Below are 19,295 nucleotides of genomic sequence, written 5' to 3' on the forward strand. Positions count from 1 at the left end.
AGCCCGGCCGGGGCGTCCGGCGCCCCGGCCGGCTCGGGCGACGCGGCTCAGCGGGCCCGGCCCGGCCTGCCGTAGCCCCGCTCCGCCAGGAACTCGGCCTGGGCGAGGGGGGTGGCGTTCTCGAAGAGGCGGTTGAGGAGTTCTCCCTCCCACTCCACCGACTCGACCTCGCCGACCCCGTACTGCGCCAGGATCCTGCCGATGGCCTGTAGGGCGAGCAACGAGTAGCCGCCCAGTTCGAAGAAGTCGCCGCGGTGCACGTCGATCGACTCGACGTCCACCTCCAGCACCTCCGCCCAGATGCTGCGCACCACCTCCGCCGCCGCTGCCGCGTCGCCCGGCTGGTGCGGGGTCCTGGGGTCCGTCCGGGGGGCGGAGACCAGGGACGTGGGATCGGCCATGTTGTCCTTCACAGTTCCTCCATGGATTGCGGTAGGGAAGCGGTCGCCGCGAACGGGGCCGGGCCCCGTCTCACAGTGCGGCATCGGGATCCTCGGCCAGCGCGGCGAGCAGCGCGGTGAACGCCGCGGTGAGACGGCCGGCGGTGGCCTCGTCGTAGCGGGCGAGGTCGTACTCCAGGACGCCCGTGAAGCCGCCGTCCGCGGCCTCCTCGAGGACGACTGTGGCGTCGAACTTCGCCGTGCGGGTCTCGACCCGCACGGGCCGCACGTCCAGCCCGGTCAGGTCGGGTGCGCGCGCCGAGAGGCCGCCGTAGGAGAACATCATCTGGAACAGCGGGGTGCGCCGCCGCTCGCGGACCGGCTTCAGTTCCCGCACGACGCGGTCGAAGGGCACGTCCTGGTGCTCCAGCGCCCCGTGCACGACCTCCCGGACCCGGCACACCATCTGACGGAACGTCATACCCGGTGTGAGGCGCACCCGCAACGCCACCGTGTTGGTGAACAGCCCGATCATCCCGGCGGTCTCCGGATGGTCCCGACCGGACACCAGCGAGCCGACGACCAGGTCACGGGCCCCGCTCTCGCGGTGCACGAGCACCAGGAAGCCGGCGAGCAGCACGGTGTACGCCGTGGCGCGCTCGGCCGCGGCCAGCTCGCGCAGGCGCTGCGCGACGCCGGAGCCGACGCACAGCGCACACGCCAGTCCCGCGGAGCGCGGGCCCGCCGCGTCACGCGTGGGCGCGAGCACCGTTCGGGCCGGGGCTCCCTCCAGCGCCCGCTTCCAGTAGGCGAGCTGCCCGTCCGTCCCGGCCGGGTCCGGCCTGCCGTGCCGCCGGGCGTACTCGGCGTAGGAGACCGGCAACCGCGGCAGGTGGGCCGGCGCGCCGGTCACGGCCTGGCGGTACAGCTCCGACAGTTCCCGGAAGAGCACGTCGATCGACCAGCCATCGAAGACGATGTGGTGGAAGACCAGCGCCAGGACGTGCTCGGCCGGGCCCACGCGCAGCAGGTCCGCGCGCAGCAGCGGCCCGCGTGCCAGGTCGAAGGGGGCGGTGGCCCGTTCCGCCAGGACCCGGTCCACCTCCGGTGACGAAGCGCCGGACAGGTCGCCGATCCGCAGCGTGAAGGCGTCCGCGCCCGGCGGTGCCACGCGCTGCACCGGCTGCCCGCCCTCGGTGCCGATGGTGACGCGCAGCGCCCCGTGCCGCCGTACAACCTGCCGCAGCGCCCGCTCCAGGGCGGCCGGCCGGAGGTCGCCCCGAAGGCGCAGCACCACCGGCTCGTTGTAGGCGGCGCCGGCCGGCTCCATCCGGTACTGGAGCCACATGCGGAGCTGCGAGGAGGTCAGGGGCGCGCGTTCCGGTTCCCTGTCCGCGCCGCCCCGCACACCGGTCCCAGGGCCCGCCCCGGCATCCGCCGGGCCCTCGGCACCGCGCGTGCGCCGCAGTTCCCCCGCCATCCGGGCCAGCGCCCGCGCCGTCGGCGCGTCGAACACGGTGCGCTGGCGTACGTCGAGGGCGAGCGCCTCGCGCAGACCGGCCGCGATGCGGGTGGCCGTCAGGGAGTCACCGCCCAGCGCGAAGACGTCGTCGTCGACACCGACGCGCGGGACGCCGAGGGCCAGCGCGCAGACTCCGGCGACGGCCGCCTCCAGCGCGGTACCCGGCGCGGTGCCGGGCGGCGGGTCCGTCTCCTCGGCCAGGGGCAGATGCGGCAAGGCACGGCGGTCCACCTTGCCGTTGGGGTTCAGCGGAAGGTCCGGCACCGGGCACAGGCGGGCCGGCACCAGCGCCCGGGGCAGAACGGCCGCAAGGTGGGCGCGCAGGCCCGCTGGATCCTGGCCGCCCTCCCAGACGACACAGGCCCACAACCGGGCCGTTCCGGATGCCGTCGTACGCGCGAAGACGGCGCTCGCGGCAACCCCCGGGTACCGGCCGATCGCCGACTCGACCTCGCCGGGCTCGATGCGTACGCCGTGGACCTTGATCTGGTGGTCGGCGCGGCCGTGGAACTCCAGCACGCCGTCGTCCCGGCGGCGCGCCAGGTCGCCGGTACGGTACATCCGGGCGCCCGGACGGCCGGCGTACGGGTCGGGCAGGAAGCGCTGCGCGGTCATCGCCGACTGGCCCAGGTATCCGCGCGCCAGGCAGTCCCCGGCGAGGTACAGTTCGCCGATCCGGCCGTCCGGGACCGGGCGCAGACGCTCGTCGAGCACCCGCACCTGCACACCGGCCAGCGGCGTCCCGACGGGCAGCCGGGGCCAGGTCCTCACCTGCTCGGCGTCGCCGGGCGCCTCGTACAGCAGTTGGGAGACCGTGCCCTCCGTCGCGCCGTACTCCTGCACCAGGCGCACCCCGGTGGGCAGCCAGTCGGCGACGCGGTGGACGGCGACCTGCTCGCTGCCCACGACGAGCAGCCGCAGCGAGGCGGGCGGGCGCGGTGTGCCGTCCTGGTCCAGTTCCCGCAGCCATTCGTACCAGTACGCCGGGGTCAGTTGCAGGACGGTGACGCCGTACCGCTCCACGACGGCGGTCAGGCGGGCGCTGTCGGCGAGCGCCTCGTCCGGATCGATGACCAGGCACGCCCCGGCGGCCCAGGTGGCGAGCATCTCCTCGGCGGCCACGGAGAAGCCGATGGAGGCGAACTGCAGGACGCGTTCGCCCGGCCCCATGCCGAGGCGGTGCCCGATCTGCCGGGCCAGGTTGGCGAGCGGACCGTGCGCGAGCGCCACGCCCTTGGGCGTTCCCGTCGACCCGGAGGTGTAGGCGATCCACGCCAGGTTCTGGGGGCGGGGCGCGGCGGACGGCGGGAGCCGCACCCCGCTCGCGTCCTCCAGGTCCCCGGCCGCCTGTTTCAGGTCCTCGTCCATGTCGTCCAGGCACAGGACGGTGCCCGGGTACGCCGTGGCGTCGAAGGCCGGCCGCCGCTGAGCCAGGACAACCGGTGCGGCGCTGCCCTCCAGGGCGAGCGCCAGCCGCTTGCGCGGATGGGCGGGGTCCAGGGGAAGGCATGCCCCGCCGGACTTGAGCACGGCGAGTACCGCCACGGCCAGGTCGACGGAACGGCTCAGGTGCAGTCCCACGGGCACGTCCGGGCCCACGCCGAGGCGGCGCAGGCGTGCGGCCAGCCAGGAGGCGCGGCGGTCGAGTTCCGCGTAGCTCAGCCGCCGGTCGCCGCAGAGCAGGGCGGGCGCGTCCGGTGTGCCGCGGGCGTGCCGCTCCACTGGTTCGTGGGCGCATTCCTCCCGGCGGGCCGCCTCCCCGGCCACCGCGGGGGCGGTCGTGGAGGTGCTCACGGGATCAGCACCACCTTGCCGGCGGCCCCGGAGTCGAACAGCCGGAACGCCTCCGGGGCCTCGGACAGCGGCATCCGGTGCGTGACGACGACCGTGGGATCGATACGGCCGCCGCGCACCAGGTTCATCAGCGGCTCCCCATCGCTGATCGGGTCGCCGACGGCGAAGCGCAGCGTGACCTCCTTGGCGAACGCCAGCCGGGTCGGCATGGGCATGGCCTCGGAGGCGTGGGCGCCCACGGCGCACACCGCCCCGCGCGGCCGGACCACGTCCAGCGCGGTCAGCAGCGCGGCGTCCGTGCCAACGGCCTCCAGGACGGCGTCCGCGCCGCGCCCGTCGGTCAGGCCGGCGATCTCCCGGGCGGTGTGGGGCCCGCCGGGCACGGGGTGGGCGCCGCGTTCGGCGGCCCGTTCGAGCCGGCTCGGCAGCACATCGACGGCGAGGATCCGGGCCGCGCCCAGCGTCCAGGCGGCCTCCAGGGCCAGCAGGCCCACGGGGCCGCAGCCCACCACGGCGACCGTGTCCCCGGGGCGAACCCCGGCGCCCACGGCGCACGCGTAGCCGGTGGCGAGGACGTCGCCGATGAACAGGGCCCGCTCGTCGTCCACGTCGTCGGGGATCGGGAACAGCACGACATCGGCGAAGGGCACCCGCACGTACTCGGCGTGCCCTCCGGCGTACGCCCGGGTGCCCACCACGGTGTCGTAGCCGAACAGGCCGACCCGGTCGCACTGGTAGTGCCGGCCGCTGCGACAGGACCGGCAGTGGCCGCAGGCGATGATGTCCGACGCCACGACCCGCTCGCCGGTCCGCAGGCCGCGCACCGCGGGCCCGACGGCCTCCACCACGCCGGTGAACTCGTGACCGGTGACCGTGCCCGGCGTGAACCCGGCGATCTCCCCGCGGTACGGGTGCAGGTCGGTGCCGCAGATCGCGCTGCGCACGACGCGGACGACGGCGTCCCCGGGGTCCTCGATCCGGGGCACGGGCACGTCGTCGGCGAGTGCCACCTGGCGTGTTCCGTGCCACTTCAGCGCTCTCATGTCTCCTCCGGTTCGCGGCAGACGGCCTCGAGCATCTGGTGCAGGTCGTCGAGCAGACACCCGGCGGCGGCGTCGTCGTACTGGCCGGGGTGATGGGTCAGCAGGGCGCGCAGCGCGCCCGCGTCCTCGTAGAAGCCGAGGTCCAGGGGGTAGGGCGAGAACGGATCGTGGTCGATGGGTGTGACGTCGAGCCCTTCCAGGGCGGGCGGCACCTCCGGCGTGGTCTGGAAGGAGACGCACACACTGATCGCCGGCCGGAACCCGGGCCGCCACAGCCCCAGGTCGGCGGTGAGCCGCTCGAAGGGCACGTCCCGGTGGGCGTACACCCCCAGCAGGTTGCGGCGGACCTGGTGCAGAAGGTCACGGAACTCCACATGCTCCGGCACCCTGGTCCGTACGGGCAGCAGGTTGACGAAGAAGCCGACGGCCTTCTCGAACTCGGCCCGGGTACGGAACCCGCCGCGGGTGGCGACGAGAAGGTCGTCGGTGTCCACGTACCGGCGCAGCACCCGGGTGAACGCGGCGAACAGCAGCATGAACAGGGTGACCCGCTCGCGCCGGGCGACGACCCGCAGCCGGTCGTACAGGGGCTGCGGGAAGGTCAGCCACCGGGTCCGCGGGGGCCGTTCGTCCCTGGGCGCCGCGGGGCGGGCCAGGGCGAGCGGCGGCAGCGGGGTCACGTCCGCCAGCGCCCGTTTCCAGTGAGCGAGGTGCTCGGCGTACACCGCCCCCGCGAGCCAGTCGTGCTGCCAGCGCACGAAGGCCCCGTACTGGGTTCGCACGGGCGGCAGGGGCGAGGGGCGCCCGTACAGTCGTGCGGTGTAAAGCCGTTCCAGCTCCCGCAGCAGCACCGCCCACCACGACCAGGCGTCGGAGACCAGGTGGTGCAGGGTGATCCGCACGATGTGCTCGCGCGGTGCCAGCCTGAGCAGCGCCGCCCGCACCAGGGGCCCGTCGGCCAGGTCGAACGGGCGGCGCTGATCCTCGGCCAGGAACCGGGCGGCGGTGTCCTCGCGCTGCGCCGCGGGCAGCGCGGCCAGGTCGGTCAGGGGCAGCGGCACCGCGGTGTGCGGGGCCACCCGCTGCACGGGCCGGCCGTCGACGACGGGGAAGCTGGTGCGCAGCGCCTCGTGGCGGCGGACGAGTTCCTCGATGCTCTCCCGCAGCGCCGTCGCGTCCAGCTCGCCGACGAGGCGGAACGTCATGGGGTCGGCGTACCTGGTCCGGCCGGCCCGCCGCTCCAGGAACCACATGCCCTGCTGGGCGTAGGACAGGGGCAGGTCGACGCCGTCCCACGGCGCCGCGCGCCGCGGCGTCGCGGCAGTGCTGTCCATGCGCGGCCCCCCGCGGTCCCCGGTTATTTGTCGCCCCACACGAAGAGCCAGCGGCGCGGCACCTCGGTCAGCTCCAGCCGCTCGAAGGTGGCCCGCAGGCCCCGGGTGAGGGCCTCGGAACCGAGGGCCGGGTCGTCGATCCCGGTGGCGCCCTCGACGAACACCGAGTACCGGCACAGGGCCTCCCAGTCCTCCAGCGTCCAGGCGTACACGGCCTCCTCGGACTTGATCCGGGAGAACCCCGCCGCGGCGAACAGCTCCTCGTGCTGGGCCGGGGTGAGCGTCTCCATCGCCACCGGCCTGCTCCGGGCGAGCACGAGGTCGCTGCCGGCCTCGCGCAGGACCTCCCGCGTGGCCCGCAGCCACTGGGCGTAGAAGGGCCGGGTCCGCGGCAGCACGGCCCCCTCGTAGAACAAGGTGTTCAGGGCGCAGCGCCCGCCCGGCGCGAGCAGCCGGTGACAGCCCTCCACCACGGCGCCGCGCTCCGCCGCCGGTATCTGGTGCATCACGTTGCTGAGAACGGCGACGTCCACGGGCCCGGTCAGCGACTCGACATCCTGGGCGCGCCCGTGGACGAAGCTCACCTTGGGGTCGCGCAGCCGGGCGCGGGCGATGGCCAGTTCGTGCCTCGAGGGGTCGATGCCGACGATGGCGCCGACGTGCGCGGAGCGGGCGAGGAGCAGTTCGGTGGCGAGGCCGGAGCCGCAGCCGACATCGGCGACGACGCCGCGGGCGGGTGCCTCGCAGATGTCGACGAGACGCTGGGTCACGTCGCCGTACAGGGGGCGACGCGACATGGCGTCGAACTCGTAGCCGTGGACGAAGGTCATCGCACCTCAAGTCATCGGTTCGGACGGACGGTGGTGGTGGCGCGGACGGGCGGCGGCCAGCAGCCGCCGCGCCGTACCGCCCATCAGGAGCCGGTACTCCTGCGGCGAGAGCGGAGCGCTGCCCGGCGGCCACGGGCCGGGATCCTCGGCCAGCCTCGCCATACGGGTTACGGATTCGGTCATGGAGGCGAAGGGGAAGTCGGTCGCCCACATGAGGCGGTCCAGGACGCCGCTGTCGCGGGCGTGCGCCAGAGCCGAGGCCACGGTCGCGGGCGGCTGGTAGGAGCCGAAGATGGACAGGTCCGCGTACAGGCGGGGATACCGGGCGAGCAGGTCCACGCACTGCCGGGTCCAGGGGGTGCCGAGGTGGGCGAGGATCACGGTCAGGCCGGGGAAGTCCTTGGCCACCTGCTCCACCAGCAGCGGGGAGAAGTAGCGGGGGTCCGCGTTGCGGGAGGGCGTGTACCCGGTGTGTATCAGCACCGGTATGCCGAGGTCCTCGGCGGTCTCGTAGACGTCGTACCAGCGGCGGTCCGCCGGGGACATATGCTGGTAGCAGGGGGCGGTCTTCAGCCCGCGCAGTCCCAGTCCGCTCACCGCGTGGCGCAGCCGCCCGGCCGCGCCCGGCGTGCCCGCGTCCACGGAGGCGAAGCCGGTGAGCCGGTCGGGGTGGCGGGCACACAGCTCGGCGACGAACTCGTTCGGTACCGAGAACCCCTCCACCCGCCGTACGTCGAAGGCGAGCAGGACGACCCGGTCGACGCCCGCGGCGTCCATCTCGGCGAGCAGCTTCTCCTCCGGAGCGGACAGCGCCTCCGGCGGCCTGTCTGTGGTGGCGGTCATCTCCTGCGCGAACCGGGCCGAGTAGTGGCGGTAGTACTCCCCGGCGTGCACATGCGCGTCGATGATCATGCCTGCCGCTCCTCGGGCCGTTCCCGGTGACCGGAGGCCCACGCGGCGGCCCCGGCCTGCCAGAACAGCAGGCGCACGCCCTTGGCCTCCAGCCGCAACCGCTCGGTGGCCTGCTGGGTACCGTCCGCGGACCGGCGCCGTACGGTCGTGCGCACCGGCTCGGGAGCATGATTGACCACCACACCGCAGCGCTCGTCACCGCGTCCGAGCACGGTGGTCTCCACGGCCGGGTCGTCGGCGGTCAGCGGCGCGTGCACGCCCGCCGCCTCGGCGACCGCCGCGTACAGCCGGTGCCAGGCCGCCTCCTGTAGGCGGTAGGGGGCGTTGAGCTGGGCCTCCAGCGGGGCGTTGAGGTAGTGGACGACGCCCTCGCCCAGGCGCCTGCGGGTCAGCGCCGGCGAGCCGTCGGCGAACGCGGCCAGCACCTCGGCATCGACCGCGTCGATCACCGGGACGGGACCGGGTTCCCAGCGCAGCGGGTACCGTACGCCCGCCCAGGTGAAGTCGGCGTGGGTGTCGGCGGCCAGCGTGAAGTCGCGGATACGGATGCCGAACAACTCCTCGTCGCCGGCGCCGTCCAGCAGGCTGCCGGTGGAGTAGAGCAGGACGCCGCCGGAGGTGACGTACCGCTCCAGGCGGCGCCGCTCGGGCAGCGAGAGCTGCCGCACCGACGGGCAGATCACCAGGGCGTGGCGCTCCAGCCGTGCGGTGCGGTGGGTGAACTCGTAGGGCAGGTGGGTCTGCTGGAGCAGCAGATGGGCGTAGAAGGCGGCGGGCGCGTCGCTTCCCGACGGCGTCAGATAGCCGGCGTCGTCCCCGGGTTCGCCCTCGGGGACGAAGACGCCCACCGGTGCGGGCAGCGGCCGGAACCCGGCCAGCTCGCCGGTGACGCGCCGCGCGAACGCGCGGTACTCGGCCAGCGCGGGCTTCTCGCGGCCGTCCGCGGCCATCAGCCCCACGCGCCGCTCGTTCGGCCGCAGGGCGTACGGCTTGCGGTCGGTGGTGAAGTCCTGCCAGCACCACACGGCCGTGCCGACGGCTCCGGCCGCGAAGGCGGAGTGCGCCGCGGCCCGCAGATAGCCCGCGGCCGTCGCCTCGTCGCAGCCGTAGCTGCCCAGCTCGTCGACGTACACGGGGCGGTGGGCACTGCCGCGCCGCACGAGATAGGGCACGAACGCGGTGGCCTTGCGGGCGGCGACGGACTCGATGTGGAACGGCGTCCACACCGGGAACCCGTGCAGCCCCACCAGGTCCAGCGGCCCGGCGCGTTCCGGGCGGAAGGCGTGGCCGCCGAGGACCGCGGACGCCTCGTTGGCCTGTAGGACCACAGCCTGTGGGTCGGCGGCGCGGATCGCGTCCGCGAGCGTCCCCCACCACGCGCGGACCTCGTCGGCGCCCAGCGTCGCGGACGACGCGGAGTCGACGTGGATGACCTCGTCCCCGAGGTCGTACGCCAGGACGTTGGGCGCGTCCCGCAGCGCGGTAGCGATGTGCCGGACGAACGCCCGCTGGCGTTCGAGCAGCTCCGCGTCGCGCCACAGGTCCCGGCCGCTCCGCCACGGCGGGTCGAACCGCTGGCCGTTCATCCAGATGGTGAGCAGGGAGGGAAGACAGGACAGACCGTGCCGGCCGGCGGCCCCGGCCAGCTCCCGCAGCCGGTCCGTCATCACGGAGTCGTAGCCGCCCTCCTCGGGTTCGAAGTCGGCCCAGAAGACGAAGAACCGCACGGTGCCGATGCCCGCCGCGGCCATCCGGCCGAAGTCGTCGTCGATGCGGGCGCCGTCCCACTCCCGCCAGTAGTCGCACCCGGTGGGCGAGGGATGGTAGTTGACGCCGACGCTGAAGAAGGGCCGCCCGTCGCGGTGCGGGACACCGTCGACGAGCGTGACACGGCCGTCACTCACGGCGCCGGCTGCCATGCGCGGCTCACCTCCTCCACGATCCGTCCGACCTCCGCCGCGCCCAGGCCCGGGTACAGCGGCAGTGAGAGCTGACGCGCCGTCACATCCTCGGTCACGGGCAGTTGTCCCGGACCGAGGCCGTAACGCTCCCGATAGGCGGTGAACAGGTGGGTGGGCGGATAGTGCACACCGCTTTGGACCCGCGCCGCGCGCAGCCGGTCCTGGAACACCTCACGGTCGGTCCCCGGAGGCAGCACCATCGCGAGGAGATGGTGGGCACCCTCCTGCACCGGCCGGTCGGCGAACGGCATGGTCAGTCCGGGCAGCCCGGCCAACTGCTCGCGGTAGGCGCGGACGGCGTCCCGGCGGCGGGCCTGCGCGGTCGGCAGGGCGTCGAGCTGGACGCGTCCGACGGCGCAGGCGATTTCCGTGGGCCGGTAGTTGAGGCCCAGCGCGTCCACGTCGTACCCGGAGGGCCCGCCGCGGTGGCGCTGCTGAGCGCTGACGGTCAGGGCGTGCGAGCGCAGCCGCCGGACGCGCTCGCGCAGGGCGGGATCGCGGGCGACGACCATGCCGCCCTCGCCCATGGCCACGTTCTTGGTGGCGAAGAAGCTGTAGCAGCCGATGTCACCGACCGTGCCCAGCATCCCGTGCGCCGAGTCCGTGACGGGGGCGTGCGCGCAGTCCTCGATCAGGGCCAGCCCGTGGGCGTGGGCCAGCCGGGCCAGCGCCGTCAGGTCGGCGGCATGACCGCCGTAGTGCATCGCGACGATCGCCCGGGTGCGCGAGGTGATGCGGCGGGCAGCGTCCTGGGGGTCGATACACAGGTCGTGCGCGCCGGTGACATCGGCGAACACCGGCGTGGCACCGCACAGGGCGACGGTCGCGGCGGCCGACACGAAGTTCAGCGAGGGCAGCACCACCTCGTCGCCCGGTCCGAGGCCCAGAGCCAGCACCGCCAGATGCAGGGCGGCGGTGCCGCTGCTGACGGCGACACAGGACTCGACGCCGAGCGCGGCGGCGAACTTGCCCTCGAAGTCCTCGGTCACGGGCCCGGCCGACAGCCAGCCCGAGCGCAGCACCTCGGTGACCGCCTCGATCTCGGCCGGCCCGAACGCCGGACGGTACAGTGGGATGTCGAAGGCCGTCATCCGCCCACCGCCCCCGTCGACGCGCTGGTGGCCGCGTACAGCTCGGCCGCGGCACGCCGGTCCAGGTAGCGGGCCCGGTCGGCGCGGAACGTCGCGGTGGCGAGGTCGAGTTGCTCGGGGGTGCCGATGTCCCGCCAGTCGCCTTCGATGACATAGCCCTCGATGCGCTCACCGTCCGCGCGGGCCCGGTCGAGCAGGGCGGGCATGTCGTGCCGCCCCCGGGGCGGCACGAACCGCAGCAGGGACGGTTCGAGGACGTAGATGCCCCCGCTGGCCAGGAAGCTCAGCCGCGGCTTCTCACGGAAGTCGGTCACGCGCCGTTCGTCGTCGAGTTCCACCACGCCGTGCGCGATGTCGATGTCCTGGCGGCTGAGCGCGATCGTGGCCGCGGCCTGCGACTTCTTGTGCCGGCTCCACAGGTCGGCGAAGTCGATGTCGGTGAGCAGGTCGGCGTTCATCACCAGGGTGGAGTCCTCGAACGGCGGCAGCAGCGCGAGCGGACCGGCGGTGCCCAGCGGCTCCTGCTCCAGCGAGAAGTCCAGCTCCAGACCCGACCACCGGTTACCGCCGAAACTGGCCCTGATCATGTGGGCCCGGTAGCCGAGGGAGAGCGTCACATGGGTGAAACCCGCGCCCTTGAGCTGCGTCAGGATGATGTGCAGGATCGGTATGCCGTCCAGCGGCATGAGCGGTTTGGGGACGGTCAGGGTGGCGGGCCGTAGCCGACGGCCCTCACCTCCGGCCAGTATCACTGCTCTCATCGGGCCTTCTCCGTTTGGTTCCGGGCGGCGATCAGCTTGCGGTAGACGGTGTGGACCCGGTCGGCGACCGCGTCCCAGCCGAGTTCACGGCGCACCCTGTCGTGGCCGTGCCGTCCCATGGCGCGGCGCTCCGCGGGCCGGGCCAGGAGCCGGCTGACCGCCTCGGCGACGGGCCGGGCGGCGGGCTGGGCGAGCAGGCCGTCCCGTCCGGGGGTGATGACCTCCTCGCTGCCGAGGAAGGTGGAGGCGACAACGGGTTTGCCGCAGGCCCACGCCTCCACGTAGACGAGAGGGAAGAGGTCGACGGTGGAGGGCACACACACCAGTTCGCAGGCAGCGAGCGCACTGTGCTTGGCGTCCTCGTCGGCCAGACCGATCTCGACGATGCGGGGGTCGGCGTACTCGGCGAACCGCTGTGCGCAGTCCTCGTCCCAGCGGGGCCCCATGAAGACGAAGGAGGTCCTCGGATGGTCCTGCCAGATGTACCGGGTCGCCTCCAGGAGCGTGACGTAGCCCTTGGAGCGCATCTTGCGGCCGAGGAAGAGCACCATGGGCCCCTCGATGCCGTGCTCGCGGCGGAACCCGGCGGGATCCGGGGTGCCTGGCAGGTGCGGCCCCTGGCCGACGATGTGCAGCGTCGGCCCCCGCGCACCGGCGCTGCGCAGCATGTCGCGTTCCGCACCGGACAGCGCGAAGACCGCGTCCGCGCGCCGGCACACGTCGAGCACGGCCGCCCGGTCCGGCCAGACCTCGGGCGCGGAGGCGGGCGTGACGGCGAACGGCACGTCCCAGGCCCGTGCCAGTCGCAGACCGGCCGCCAGGTCCTGCGGACGGTAGGCGTCGACGGCGTGGACCAGGTCCGCCGGGTCGGTGTCGTCGGGAGTGGCCGGGAACGGTTGCACGTTCACCCCCGTGGCCCGCATGAACCGTGCGGTGTCCTGGTCGATCGGGCCCGCGTAGACCCCGGCATCCCAGCCGAGCCGGCTCATCGACGCCGCCAGGTACTGCGTCATCAGCTCGGCGCCGGCCCGCGCCGGGAAGTAGCCGCGGTGGACGTACCGTACGCGCACGCCGCTCACGCTCCGGTTCCCCGGGCCGCGATGTCCTGTGCGTACCAGGCACAGGTGCGGCGCAGCCCCTCGTCCAGGCGCACCGCGGGGCGGTAGCCGGTCAGTCTGCGCAGGCGGGTGATGTCGGGCAGGCGCCGCTGCGGAGACAGCGGGGGCGCCGGGTGGACGTCGATGGCCGGGTGGCGCTCCAGGGTGTCGAAGACCATCCGGGCCAGCTCCCTGATGGGGATCTCCTCCTGGTCGTTGCCGACGTTGACGAGCAGCGGCTCCTTCGTCGGCAGGGCGGTCAGCGCGGTGATCGCGTCGACGGCGTCGTCGACGTAGCAGAAGGCCCGGGTCTGATCGGCGCCGTGAATCGCGAAGGGGTCGACACCGCTGAGCAGCCGCTCGACGAACTGCGGGATCACGTGGTCGTAGCCCATGCGGGGGCCGTAGACGTTGTGGAAACGCACCATGCGCAGCGGGAAGCCGTGGGCGCGCGCGTAGGTGCGGCACAGCACCTCCCCCGCGATCTTGCTGAAGCCGTAGGAGGAGCGGGCCACCGTCGGATCGGGCAGCATCAGCGGCACGTCCTCGGCGGTGGGCACGTCGGCGAGGTCGGCCTCCACACTGCCCGCGTACGCCTCGCTGGACGAGGCGAAGCAGAGGGTGGCGCCGCTCCGGCCCGCGAGCCAGTCCAGGAGGTGGACGGTGGTGAGCAGGTTGGTGCGCAGCACCCGCCGGGGGTTGTCGTTGGAGTAAGCGACCCCGACCACGGCGGCCAGGTGGTAGACCTCCGTGAAGTCGTCGGCGAGCAGCCCGTCGGGCACGGGCGTGGTCAGATCGTGCTCGACCAGCTCGACGCCGCCGAGCAGGTCGGACAGCGCGGCGTCGGAGCGGCCCCTGCTGAAGTCGTCGAGCAGGGTGACGTCGCAGGTGGCGGCCAGTCGGCGGGCCAGGTGCAGGCCGATGAAGCCGGCGCCTCCGGTGATCAGGATCTTCTTACGCATGGCCGAGCCTCATCGCCTTCGTCGAGGGCGGCAGGACCCGCCAGGTGTCGTAGACCACGGCCGGCTCCGCCATCCGCGCCACCAGGTCCGCGGCGTCGATGTCGCCGTAGCGGGGGTGGTCGTTGAGGAGGATGGCCGCGTGGGCGCCGGTGAAGCCCTCGGTCAGGCCGACCGCGCGGACGCCCTGCGCCTCGATGCGCGACTGCGGCACCACGAAGTCATGGCCGACGATCTCCGCGACGTGCTCCCGGAGGAACGGCAGCAGACGCTCGTAGGGGGCTCCGCGCAGGTCGTCGGTCTCCGGGCGGCCCTTGTAGGCGAAGCCCGACAGCAGGATCCTCGCCTCGGCCGGGTCCTGGCCCCGCTCCCGCAGCGCGGCCAGGACGCGTTCGCCGACCCTGCGCGGCATGGACTCGTTGAGGCTGCGCGCCGCGGTGATCATCGTCGGTGTGTGGCCGCGCGCGGCGACCGAGTGAGCGAGCAGATACGGATCCTTGGTCAGGCAACTGCCCCCGACGAAACCCGGCTTGTGCACCGTGGGCCGCGGATAGCCCAGGTTGGCGGAGTCGATGACCTCCATCGCGTCCAGTCCGAGTTCCTCGGTGAGGAGCGCGACCTCGTTGCCGAAGCCGTAGATCAGGTCGGTGTGGCAGTTGCAGATCAGCTTGACCAGTTCGGCGGCCTCCGGCGAGGAAACCGGCACCACCTGGTCGGTGACGGAGGAGAAGAACTCCGCCGCCCGCTTGCCGGCCTCGTCGCTCAGACCGCCGACGATCTGCGGCAGGGACAGCAGCTCCGCCAGCGCCTGCCCCTGGATGGTGCGCTCCGGGCAGTAGGCGATCAGCGGCTCGGGCGCCGTACGGCGCAGGATGGGCAGGACCAGCCCGCGCGAGGTGCCCACCGGGACGGTGCTGCGCACGATGACCAGAGTGCCGTCGCCGATGCCCCCCGCGATCGCCTCGGTGGCGGCCCGCAGATGGCTCAGGTCCGGTGCGGTGCCGCCGGCCTCGATGGGCGTGCCGACGCAGATGATCACGACCGGCGGCAGCGTCCGCCCGCCGAGGTCACCTGTGACGGTGAAGGCACCGCTTTCGACACCGTCCCGGATCGCCTCCTCGACGCCCGGCTCGGCCACCTGGAGCCGGCCGCGGGCCAGTTCCCGCGCCACCGCCGGATCGGTCTCGTAGCCGAGCACCCTTCTGCCCGTGGTGAGCAGCGCGGCGGCCAGTGTGACGCCGACGTAGCCCAGTCCGACGACAGACACGTCGTAGTCCTCGTACAGCCTGCTCGATGGCATTGACATAACCCCTTGGATGCGGCGGGTGGGAAGGTGGGCCGGCGGTAGTCAGCCGACGACCCAGTGGGTCTTCTCGGCCTGACCGCCGAGCTGCCGTTTCTGGTCGTCGAGTCCCTTCACCTCGGATCCGCCCGCGTCGACCTCACGGATGCCGTGCCGCCACATCTTCTGGAACACGGTGAGCCAGACGTACTGGGGAATTGCGGTGAAACCAGTGGAATCCTTCAGGACGCCGGTCAGCCGCTCAGGGAAACGCATCGTCATCGTGCAGTACAGCGAGGCCCTGCGCGGGCCGGTGCGCTCACCGGCGAAGAACAGCACCGGGATCTCCTCGCCGTCCGGAAGGAAGAGACCGCCGAGGTAGGCGAAGTAGTCCTGTTCGTTCTGCCCGCCCGGACGCTGGGTGACCAGCGCGTGATAGTCCTCGGGGGTGGAGCCGACCAGGGTGCCCTGCTCACGGCGGGCCTCGAAGTAGCCCTCCACGACGGCCCGCGCCTTGCGGGCCTCCGACTCCGTGTAGCCGTACGGGCGGATGCGGAACTCCAGGTGGTCGTTGCGCTGGAGGAAGTTCTCGAACCGGCGGAAGGCCAGGCGGTTCTTGCTCTTGTACCGGCGGTGCTCCTCACCCGGGAGGTTGCGCACGTGCAGGCCACCGTCCGGCTGCTCGTGGAGGATCGTGTCCAGGTAGTAGACGCGGTTGGGATGCGTCTCGTCCTCCTCGGGTGCGACCGGATGCCACGGATCCTTGGTCACCGGCGCGAAGCCGGCGTCCAGGAAGGCGGCGTGGTCCTCGGGCGGCAGATGACGGACGTACACCGACGTGCGGGCCAGACCTGCCTCGCGGACGGCGGCGATGAAGGAGGTGACGGCCGCCACCTTCCCCGCGCCTTTCGGCGCGACGATGTGCAGGTGCTTCGCCGGGGCGTCCTCCTTGCTGAAATAGCCGACGCCGAAGAGGTTCTCGCCGTCGTGGTAGACCAGACCGTTGGGGTGGCGGGTGCTGGTGCCGCGCAGGTTGTAGCCGTTGGTGTACAGCATCAGCCCCAGATGCCCCATCGCGAACGACCCGTCCTTGAAGAGCTGGATGGCGTCGAAGGACTCCTCCACCGGGCGCAGCTTGTCCCCGAAGAGGCTCTCCAGACGGGCTTCGAACTCGTCGCGTTCGTGGGGAGGCAGGCGCATGGGTTCTCCTCTGGTCGAAGGCGCGCGGTGCACGGGTGCGGTCCTGCTCACGGGGAAGGGGCGACGTGCTCGGGGCCGGTGGGTGCGGCGGCCTGCCCGGCGGTGTCCCGGGCGGGTTTGCCGAGCAGTTCGACGATGCCGTCGACCAGGTGCCAGAAGAGGCGCTCCCCCAGCTCGGCCGAGGCGCCGGTGGCGGAGGACAGCACTCCCTGGTTGGAGATCTCCTCGACGTCGACAGGGTGCCGGTATACGCCCGCGGGCGGCGGCGAGGCGTGGCTGGGGCGCTCCGGGCGCACCGCGTCGGGGCGCAGATACATCATCAGGCTCGTCTCGGTCAGGCCCGCATGCTCCGCGTGCCAGCCGGGGAAGTACGGGATGTGCTCGCCGAGCCATTCCTCGGTGACCAGGCTCCACCAACTGAACGCGACCACCTCGGTGTCCGGGAACACGGTGCTCGGCAGGCACCCGTCGATCGCCTCGAAGAGCAGGCCCTCGTTCTCGTAGTGGCCGTTGATCACGACGAGCCGCCCCGGACGGAGGCGCGACAACGCCGTCAGACAGTCGGTGAGATACGTGATGAACGTGGCGCCGCCCAGGTGTACGGTGCCCGGGAAGTACAGCCCGCCGCCGCTCTGCGGCAGCGACCTGGCCGACACCGGCTGACCGGGCAGCAGCAGCCCACCGACCTCCGCGGCCACCTGCCGGGCCAGCGCGTCGGGGATGTCCATGTCGACCGAGAGCGGGAGGTGGGGGCCGTGCTGTTCCAGCCCTCCCACCGGCCACACCAAGGTGGCACCGCGCATGGCCCGCGGTACCTCCGGACTGGTCAGATCTCCGTAACGGGGTACGTTCGTGGTGCGCTGCCGCATCGTTCTCCCCTCATGACCTCTTGACACTGCGTCCGACCAGATCCGCGACCGTGCCGCCGTGTGCGCCCAGCCAGTCGTCGAAGCCCTGGCGAATGGCGCGCAGCGTGGCATGCAGGTTCCGGTGCAACGCCGTGTAGACCTGGACGACGTCGGCGCCCACGCTCAGGTACTCCGCCACGTCCTCGGCGCTCTCGACCCCGCCGCTGGCCATCACCGGCACCGTCACCCCGGCGCGGCGCAGACCGAAGATCCCGGCGAGCACCAGCGGCTTGATCCCGGGCCCCGAATAGCCGAACGCCCCCCCGAGGCGCACCTCACCGGTGTCGGCGTCGACGGCCAGCCCGGCGATGGTGTCGCTGAGGGTGACGGCGTCCGCGCCACAGGCAACGGCCGCCTCGACACGCTCGCGCAGCCGCTCCCCGGCCGCCAGCTTGACGCTGAACGGCACCGGCGTGCGGCGGCGCACCGCGTCGGTGTAGGCGGCGACGCGCTCGGGAGTGTCCTCCAGCCCGCCGTCCTCGTTCAGGCAGGAGATGCCCAGTTCCAGAGCGGGGCTGCCCGCCTGTGTCACCCGGTCGGCCAGTTCGGCGAGCTGGGCCGGTGAGTCAGCGTGCACGGAGGTGATCACCGGCAGCCCGTCGTCGGCGAACCGGCGGAGCATCGCGCACCAGCCGTCGACCGAGCGGCGGGAGTACGTGGTGCTGTTGAGCATGCCGGTGGGCAGACGCAGCAGACGTTCGTTGCCCGTGGGGCCGGGGGCGGGATGGATGGTCTTGGTGACCACGGCGCCGGCCCCGTCCTGAAGGAGCCGGCGAATGTTGCCTTCCTGGTCGGTGAGCAGACCGGAGCCCACCACGACCGGGGAGGACAGACGCAGTCCCAATGTCTCCGCGGTGCCGCTCACTCCGACATCACGACCTCTCGGCCCACCTTGTCGAGTACCCGGAGCAGCTCGGCGGGGTGAGCACGGGCCTCGGTCAGGTCGAACACCGTCACGTCGCCCACGGAGGGCAGCCCGCGCAGCAGATGGCTGGCGTTGGGCGCCATGGGCAACGGCGTGACGACGACGATGGGCCTGCCCAGCGCGGAGGCCCAGCCGAGTTCCACATGGGTGCCGTCGGTGCGCATCAGCTCACCGGCGGCGTCCACCGGCAGCACCGGCACGAACACGTCACAACGACGCATCCAGTCGAAGTCCCGCACACTGACCTGCTCCGGCGAGAACAGGGCGGTGTCCACACCGAACTTCTCGGCGACATGGGCGGAGAAGACCGTGCCGTTCACCGCCGCGACCGCGTCGATGACGTCCCGGATCGCATGCCGCAACGGCTGGTGGAAACCGTCGTCACGGATGGCGTGCTGGATAGGACCGCCGACGAAAACACTGACTCCGGTCAGATCGACGCCCTCCGTCCCGTCGACGCCGACCGCTGTGGTGTCCCTCATGACATCTCCCGATCTGCTTGACGAAGCGCGATGTGGTGCACGTTGAGCCGCGTGTGCGGTCGATCGCCTCCCGCGGGTCGTCGTAGGCGATGACCCGGACGACCGGACCGAACTGCTCCTCCTCGAGGCGGCTGCGCGAGGGGAGGTCGGTGGCGACGGTGGGCGGATAGAAGTGACCGGGCCGGTCGAGGACACGGCCACCGGCCAGGACGTGGGCCCCGGCGCGTACGGCCTCGTCCACCATGCCCGCGACACGGTCCCGCTGGGCGCGGCTGACCAGCGGACCGTACTCGGTGGCCGGATCGAGGCCGTCGCCCACCACGGCGGCGCCCGCCACAGGTCGGCCATGGCCTCGGTGAGGCGGCGACGCTGGGTGCGGTGCACGTAGACGCGTTTGACCGCGGCGCAGAACTGCCCTCTGTTCGTCATGGACCGGGCGGACGACTCCCGCGCGACCGCACCGACGTCCGCCCCGGGCAGGACGACGGCCGGGTCGTTCCCGCCGAGTTCCAGCACGATCCGCTTGAGGTCGGCCGCGGCCTGCCGGACGATGGCGCGTCCGGTGTCGACCGAGCCCGTGAAGGACACCAGCCGGACCGCGGGGTGGACGGTGAGCCGGGCGCCCAGCTCCGTGCCGCCGCCCACGACCGCGAAGGCGCCGACGGGCAGGCGGGCGTCGAACGGAGTCGCCGCCCACCCCGGGAAGGCGCGGGCCGCGTCGTCCAGCACCGCATCGAGCTGCTCGGGCGTGCGTCCCGGGGCGTGGGCGAACACCTCGCCGAGCGCGGGGTTCTCCACCGGCGCCGGTCCATAG

17 protein-coding genes and 1 pseudogene are annotated in these 19,295 nt (G+C 72.9%); all 18 read right to left on the reverse strand.

The features are described 5' to 3' along the window. Window positions 1-47 precede the first annotated feature (47 nt). Entirely contained in the window at window positions 48-413 is a 366-nt protein-coding gene (locus KN815_RS13835; protein ID WP_216342173.1) for an acyl carrier protein, read from the reverse strand. A 58-nt stretch (window positions 414-471) separates the two neighbouring features. Then, on the reverse strand, window positions 472-3,696 hold the full coding sequence (locus tag KN815_RS13840) for a non-ribosomal peptide synthetase (RefSeq protein WP_216342175.1): 3,225 nt from the start codon (window positions 3,694-3,696) through the stop codon (window positions 472-474). Further along, window positions 3,693-4,739, reverse strand: a complete 1,047-nt coding sequence (locus tag KN815_RS13845; RefSeq protein WP_216342177.1) for an alcohol dehydrogenase family protein — start codon at window positions 4,737-4,739, stop codon at window positions 3,693-3,695. The genes KN815_RS13840 and KN815_RS13845 overlap by 4 nt, the downstream gene beginning before the upstream one ends. Beyond that, window positions 4,736-6,073, reverse strand: coding sequence for a condensation domain-containing protein (locus KN815_RS13850; protein WP_216342179.1), 1,338 nt, complete (start codon window positions 6,071-6,073; stop codon window positions 4,736-4,738). Before KN815_RS13850 ends, KN815_RS13845 begins: the two co-directional genes overlap by 4 nt. A gap of 23 nt (window positions 6,074-6,096) precedes the next feature. Next, complete coding sequence (locus KN815_RS13855; RefSeq protein WP_216342180.1) at window positions 6,097-6,903, reverse strand: class I SAM-dependent methyltransferase; 807 nt, start codon at window positions 6,901-6,903, stop codon at window positions 6,097-6,099. A 6-nt stretch (window positions 6,904-6,909) separates the two neighbouring features. Further along, on the reverse strand, window positions 6,910-7,815 hold the full coding sequence (locus KN815_RS13860; protein WP_216342182.1) for an amidohydrolase family protein: 906 nt from the start codon (window positions 7,813-7,815) through the stop codon (window positions 6,910-6,912). Beyond that, window positions 7,812-9,734: a beta-galactosidase trimerization domain-containing protein gene (locus tag KN815_RS13865; RefSeq protein ID WP_216342184.1), complete on the reverse strand. Its 1,923-nt coding sequence runs from the start codon at window positions 9,732-9,734 to the stop codon at window positions 7,812-7,814. Before KN815_RS13865 ends, KN815_RS13860 begins: the two co-directional genes overlap by 4 nt. Then, complete coding sequence (locus KN815_RS13870; protein ID WP_216342186.1) at window positions 9,716-10,867, reverse strand: DegT/DnrJ/EryC1/StrS family aminotransferase; 1,152 nt, start codon at window positions 10,865-10,867, stop codon at window positions 9,716-9,718. The genes KN815_RS13865 and KN815_RS13870 overlap by 19 nt, the downstream gene beginning before the upstream one ends. After that, window positions 10,864-11,628 carry a nucleotidyltransferase family protein gene (locus tag KN815_RS13875; protein ID WP_216342188.1) on the reverse strand — a complete coding sequence of 255 codons (765 nt, stop codon included), beginning with the start codon at window positions 11,626-11,628 and terminating at the stop codon, window positions 10,864-10,866. Before KN815_RS13875 ends, KN815_RS13870 begins: the two co-directional genes overlap by 4 nt. After that, the gene (locus KN815_RS13880) at window positions 11,625-12,707 is read right to left on the reverse strand and encodes a glycosyltransferase family 4 protein (protein ID WP_216342189.1); all 1,083 of its coding nucleotides are present in this window, start codon (window positions 12,705-12,707) and stop codon (window positions 11,625-11,627) included. The genes KN815_RS13875 and KN815_RS13880 overlap by 4 nt, the downstream gene beginning before the upstream one ends. After that, window positions 12,704-13,687: an NAD-dependent epimerase/dehydratase family protein gene (locus KN815_RS13885; RefSeq protein WP_216342191.1), complete on the reverse strand. Its 984-nt coding sequence runs from the start codon at window positions 13,685-13,687 to the stop codon at window positions 12,704-12,706. Before KN815_RS13885 ends, KN815_RS13880 begins: the two co-directional genes overlap by 4 nt. Next, window positions 13,680-14,984 carry a nucleotide sugar dehydrogenase gene (locus KN815_RS13890; RefSeq protein WP_216342193.1) on the reverse strand — a complete coding sequence of 435 codons (1,305 nt, stop codon included), beginning with the start codon at window positions 14,982-14,984 and terminating at the stop codon, window positions 13,680-13,682. Before KN815_RS13890 ends, KN815_RS13885 begins: the two co-directional genes overlap by 8 nt. A 48-nt stretch (window positions 14,985-15,032) precedes the next feature. Further along, window positions 15,033-16,166 carry a hypothetical protein gene (locus KN815_RS13895; protein WP_216342195.1) on the reverse strand — a complete coding sequence of 378 codons (1,134 nt, stop codon included), beginning with the start codon at window positions 16,164-16,166 and terminating at the stop codon, window positions 15,033-15,035. A 47-nt stretch (window positions 16,167-16,213) separates the two neighbouring features. Further along, window positions 16,214-17,035 (reverse strand): creatininase family protein, encoded by an 822-nt coding sequence (locus KN815_RS13900; RefSeq protein WP_216342197.1) that lies wholly within the window; start codon window positions 17,033-17,035, stop codon window positions 16,214-16,216. 10 nt (window positions 17,036-17,045) lie between these two features. Next, entirely contained in the window at window positions 17,046-17,939 is an 894-nt protein-coding gene (locus tag KN815_RS13905) for a beta/alpha barrel domain-containing protein (RefSeq protein ID WP_216342199.1), read from the reverse strand. Then, window positions 17,936-18,481: a nucleoside 2-deoxyribosyltransferase gene (locus KN815_RS13910; protein ID WP_216342201.1), complete on the reverse strand. Its 546-nt coding sequence runs from the start codon at window positions 18,479-18,481 to the stop codon at window positions 17,936-17,938. The genes KN815_RS13905 and KN815_RS13910 overlap by 4 nt, the downstream gene beginning before the upstream one ends. After that, a complete protein-coding gene (locus KN815_RS52140; protein ID WP_216342203.1) occupies window positions 18,381-18,818 on the reverse strand; it encodes an aldehyde dehydrogenase family protein in 438 nt (145 codons plus the stop codon). Before KN815_RS52140 ends, KN815_RS13910 begins: the two co-directional genes overlap by 101 nt. Window positions 18,819-18,880: 62 nt before the next feature. Continuing rightward, window positions 18,881-19,279: pseudogene (locus KN815_RS52145) on the reverse strand (aldehyde dehydrogenase family protein); the annotation flags it as partial. Between the last annotated feature and the right edge of the window lie 16 nt (window positions 19,280-19,295).

It is taken from the genome of Streptomyces niphimycinicus (genome assembly GCF_018883605.1).
Lineage (GTDB): Bacteria > Actinomycetota > Actinomycetes > Streptomycetales > Streptomycetaceae > Streptomyces > Streptomyces niphimycinicus.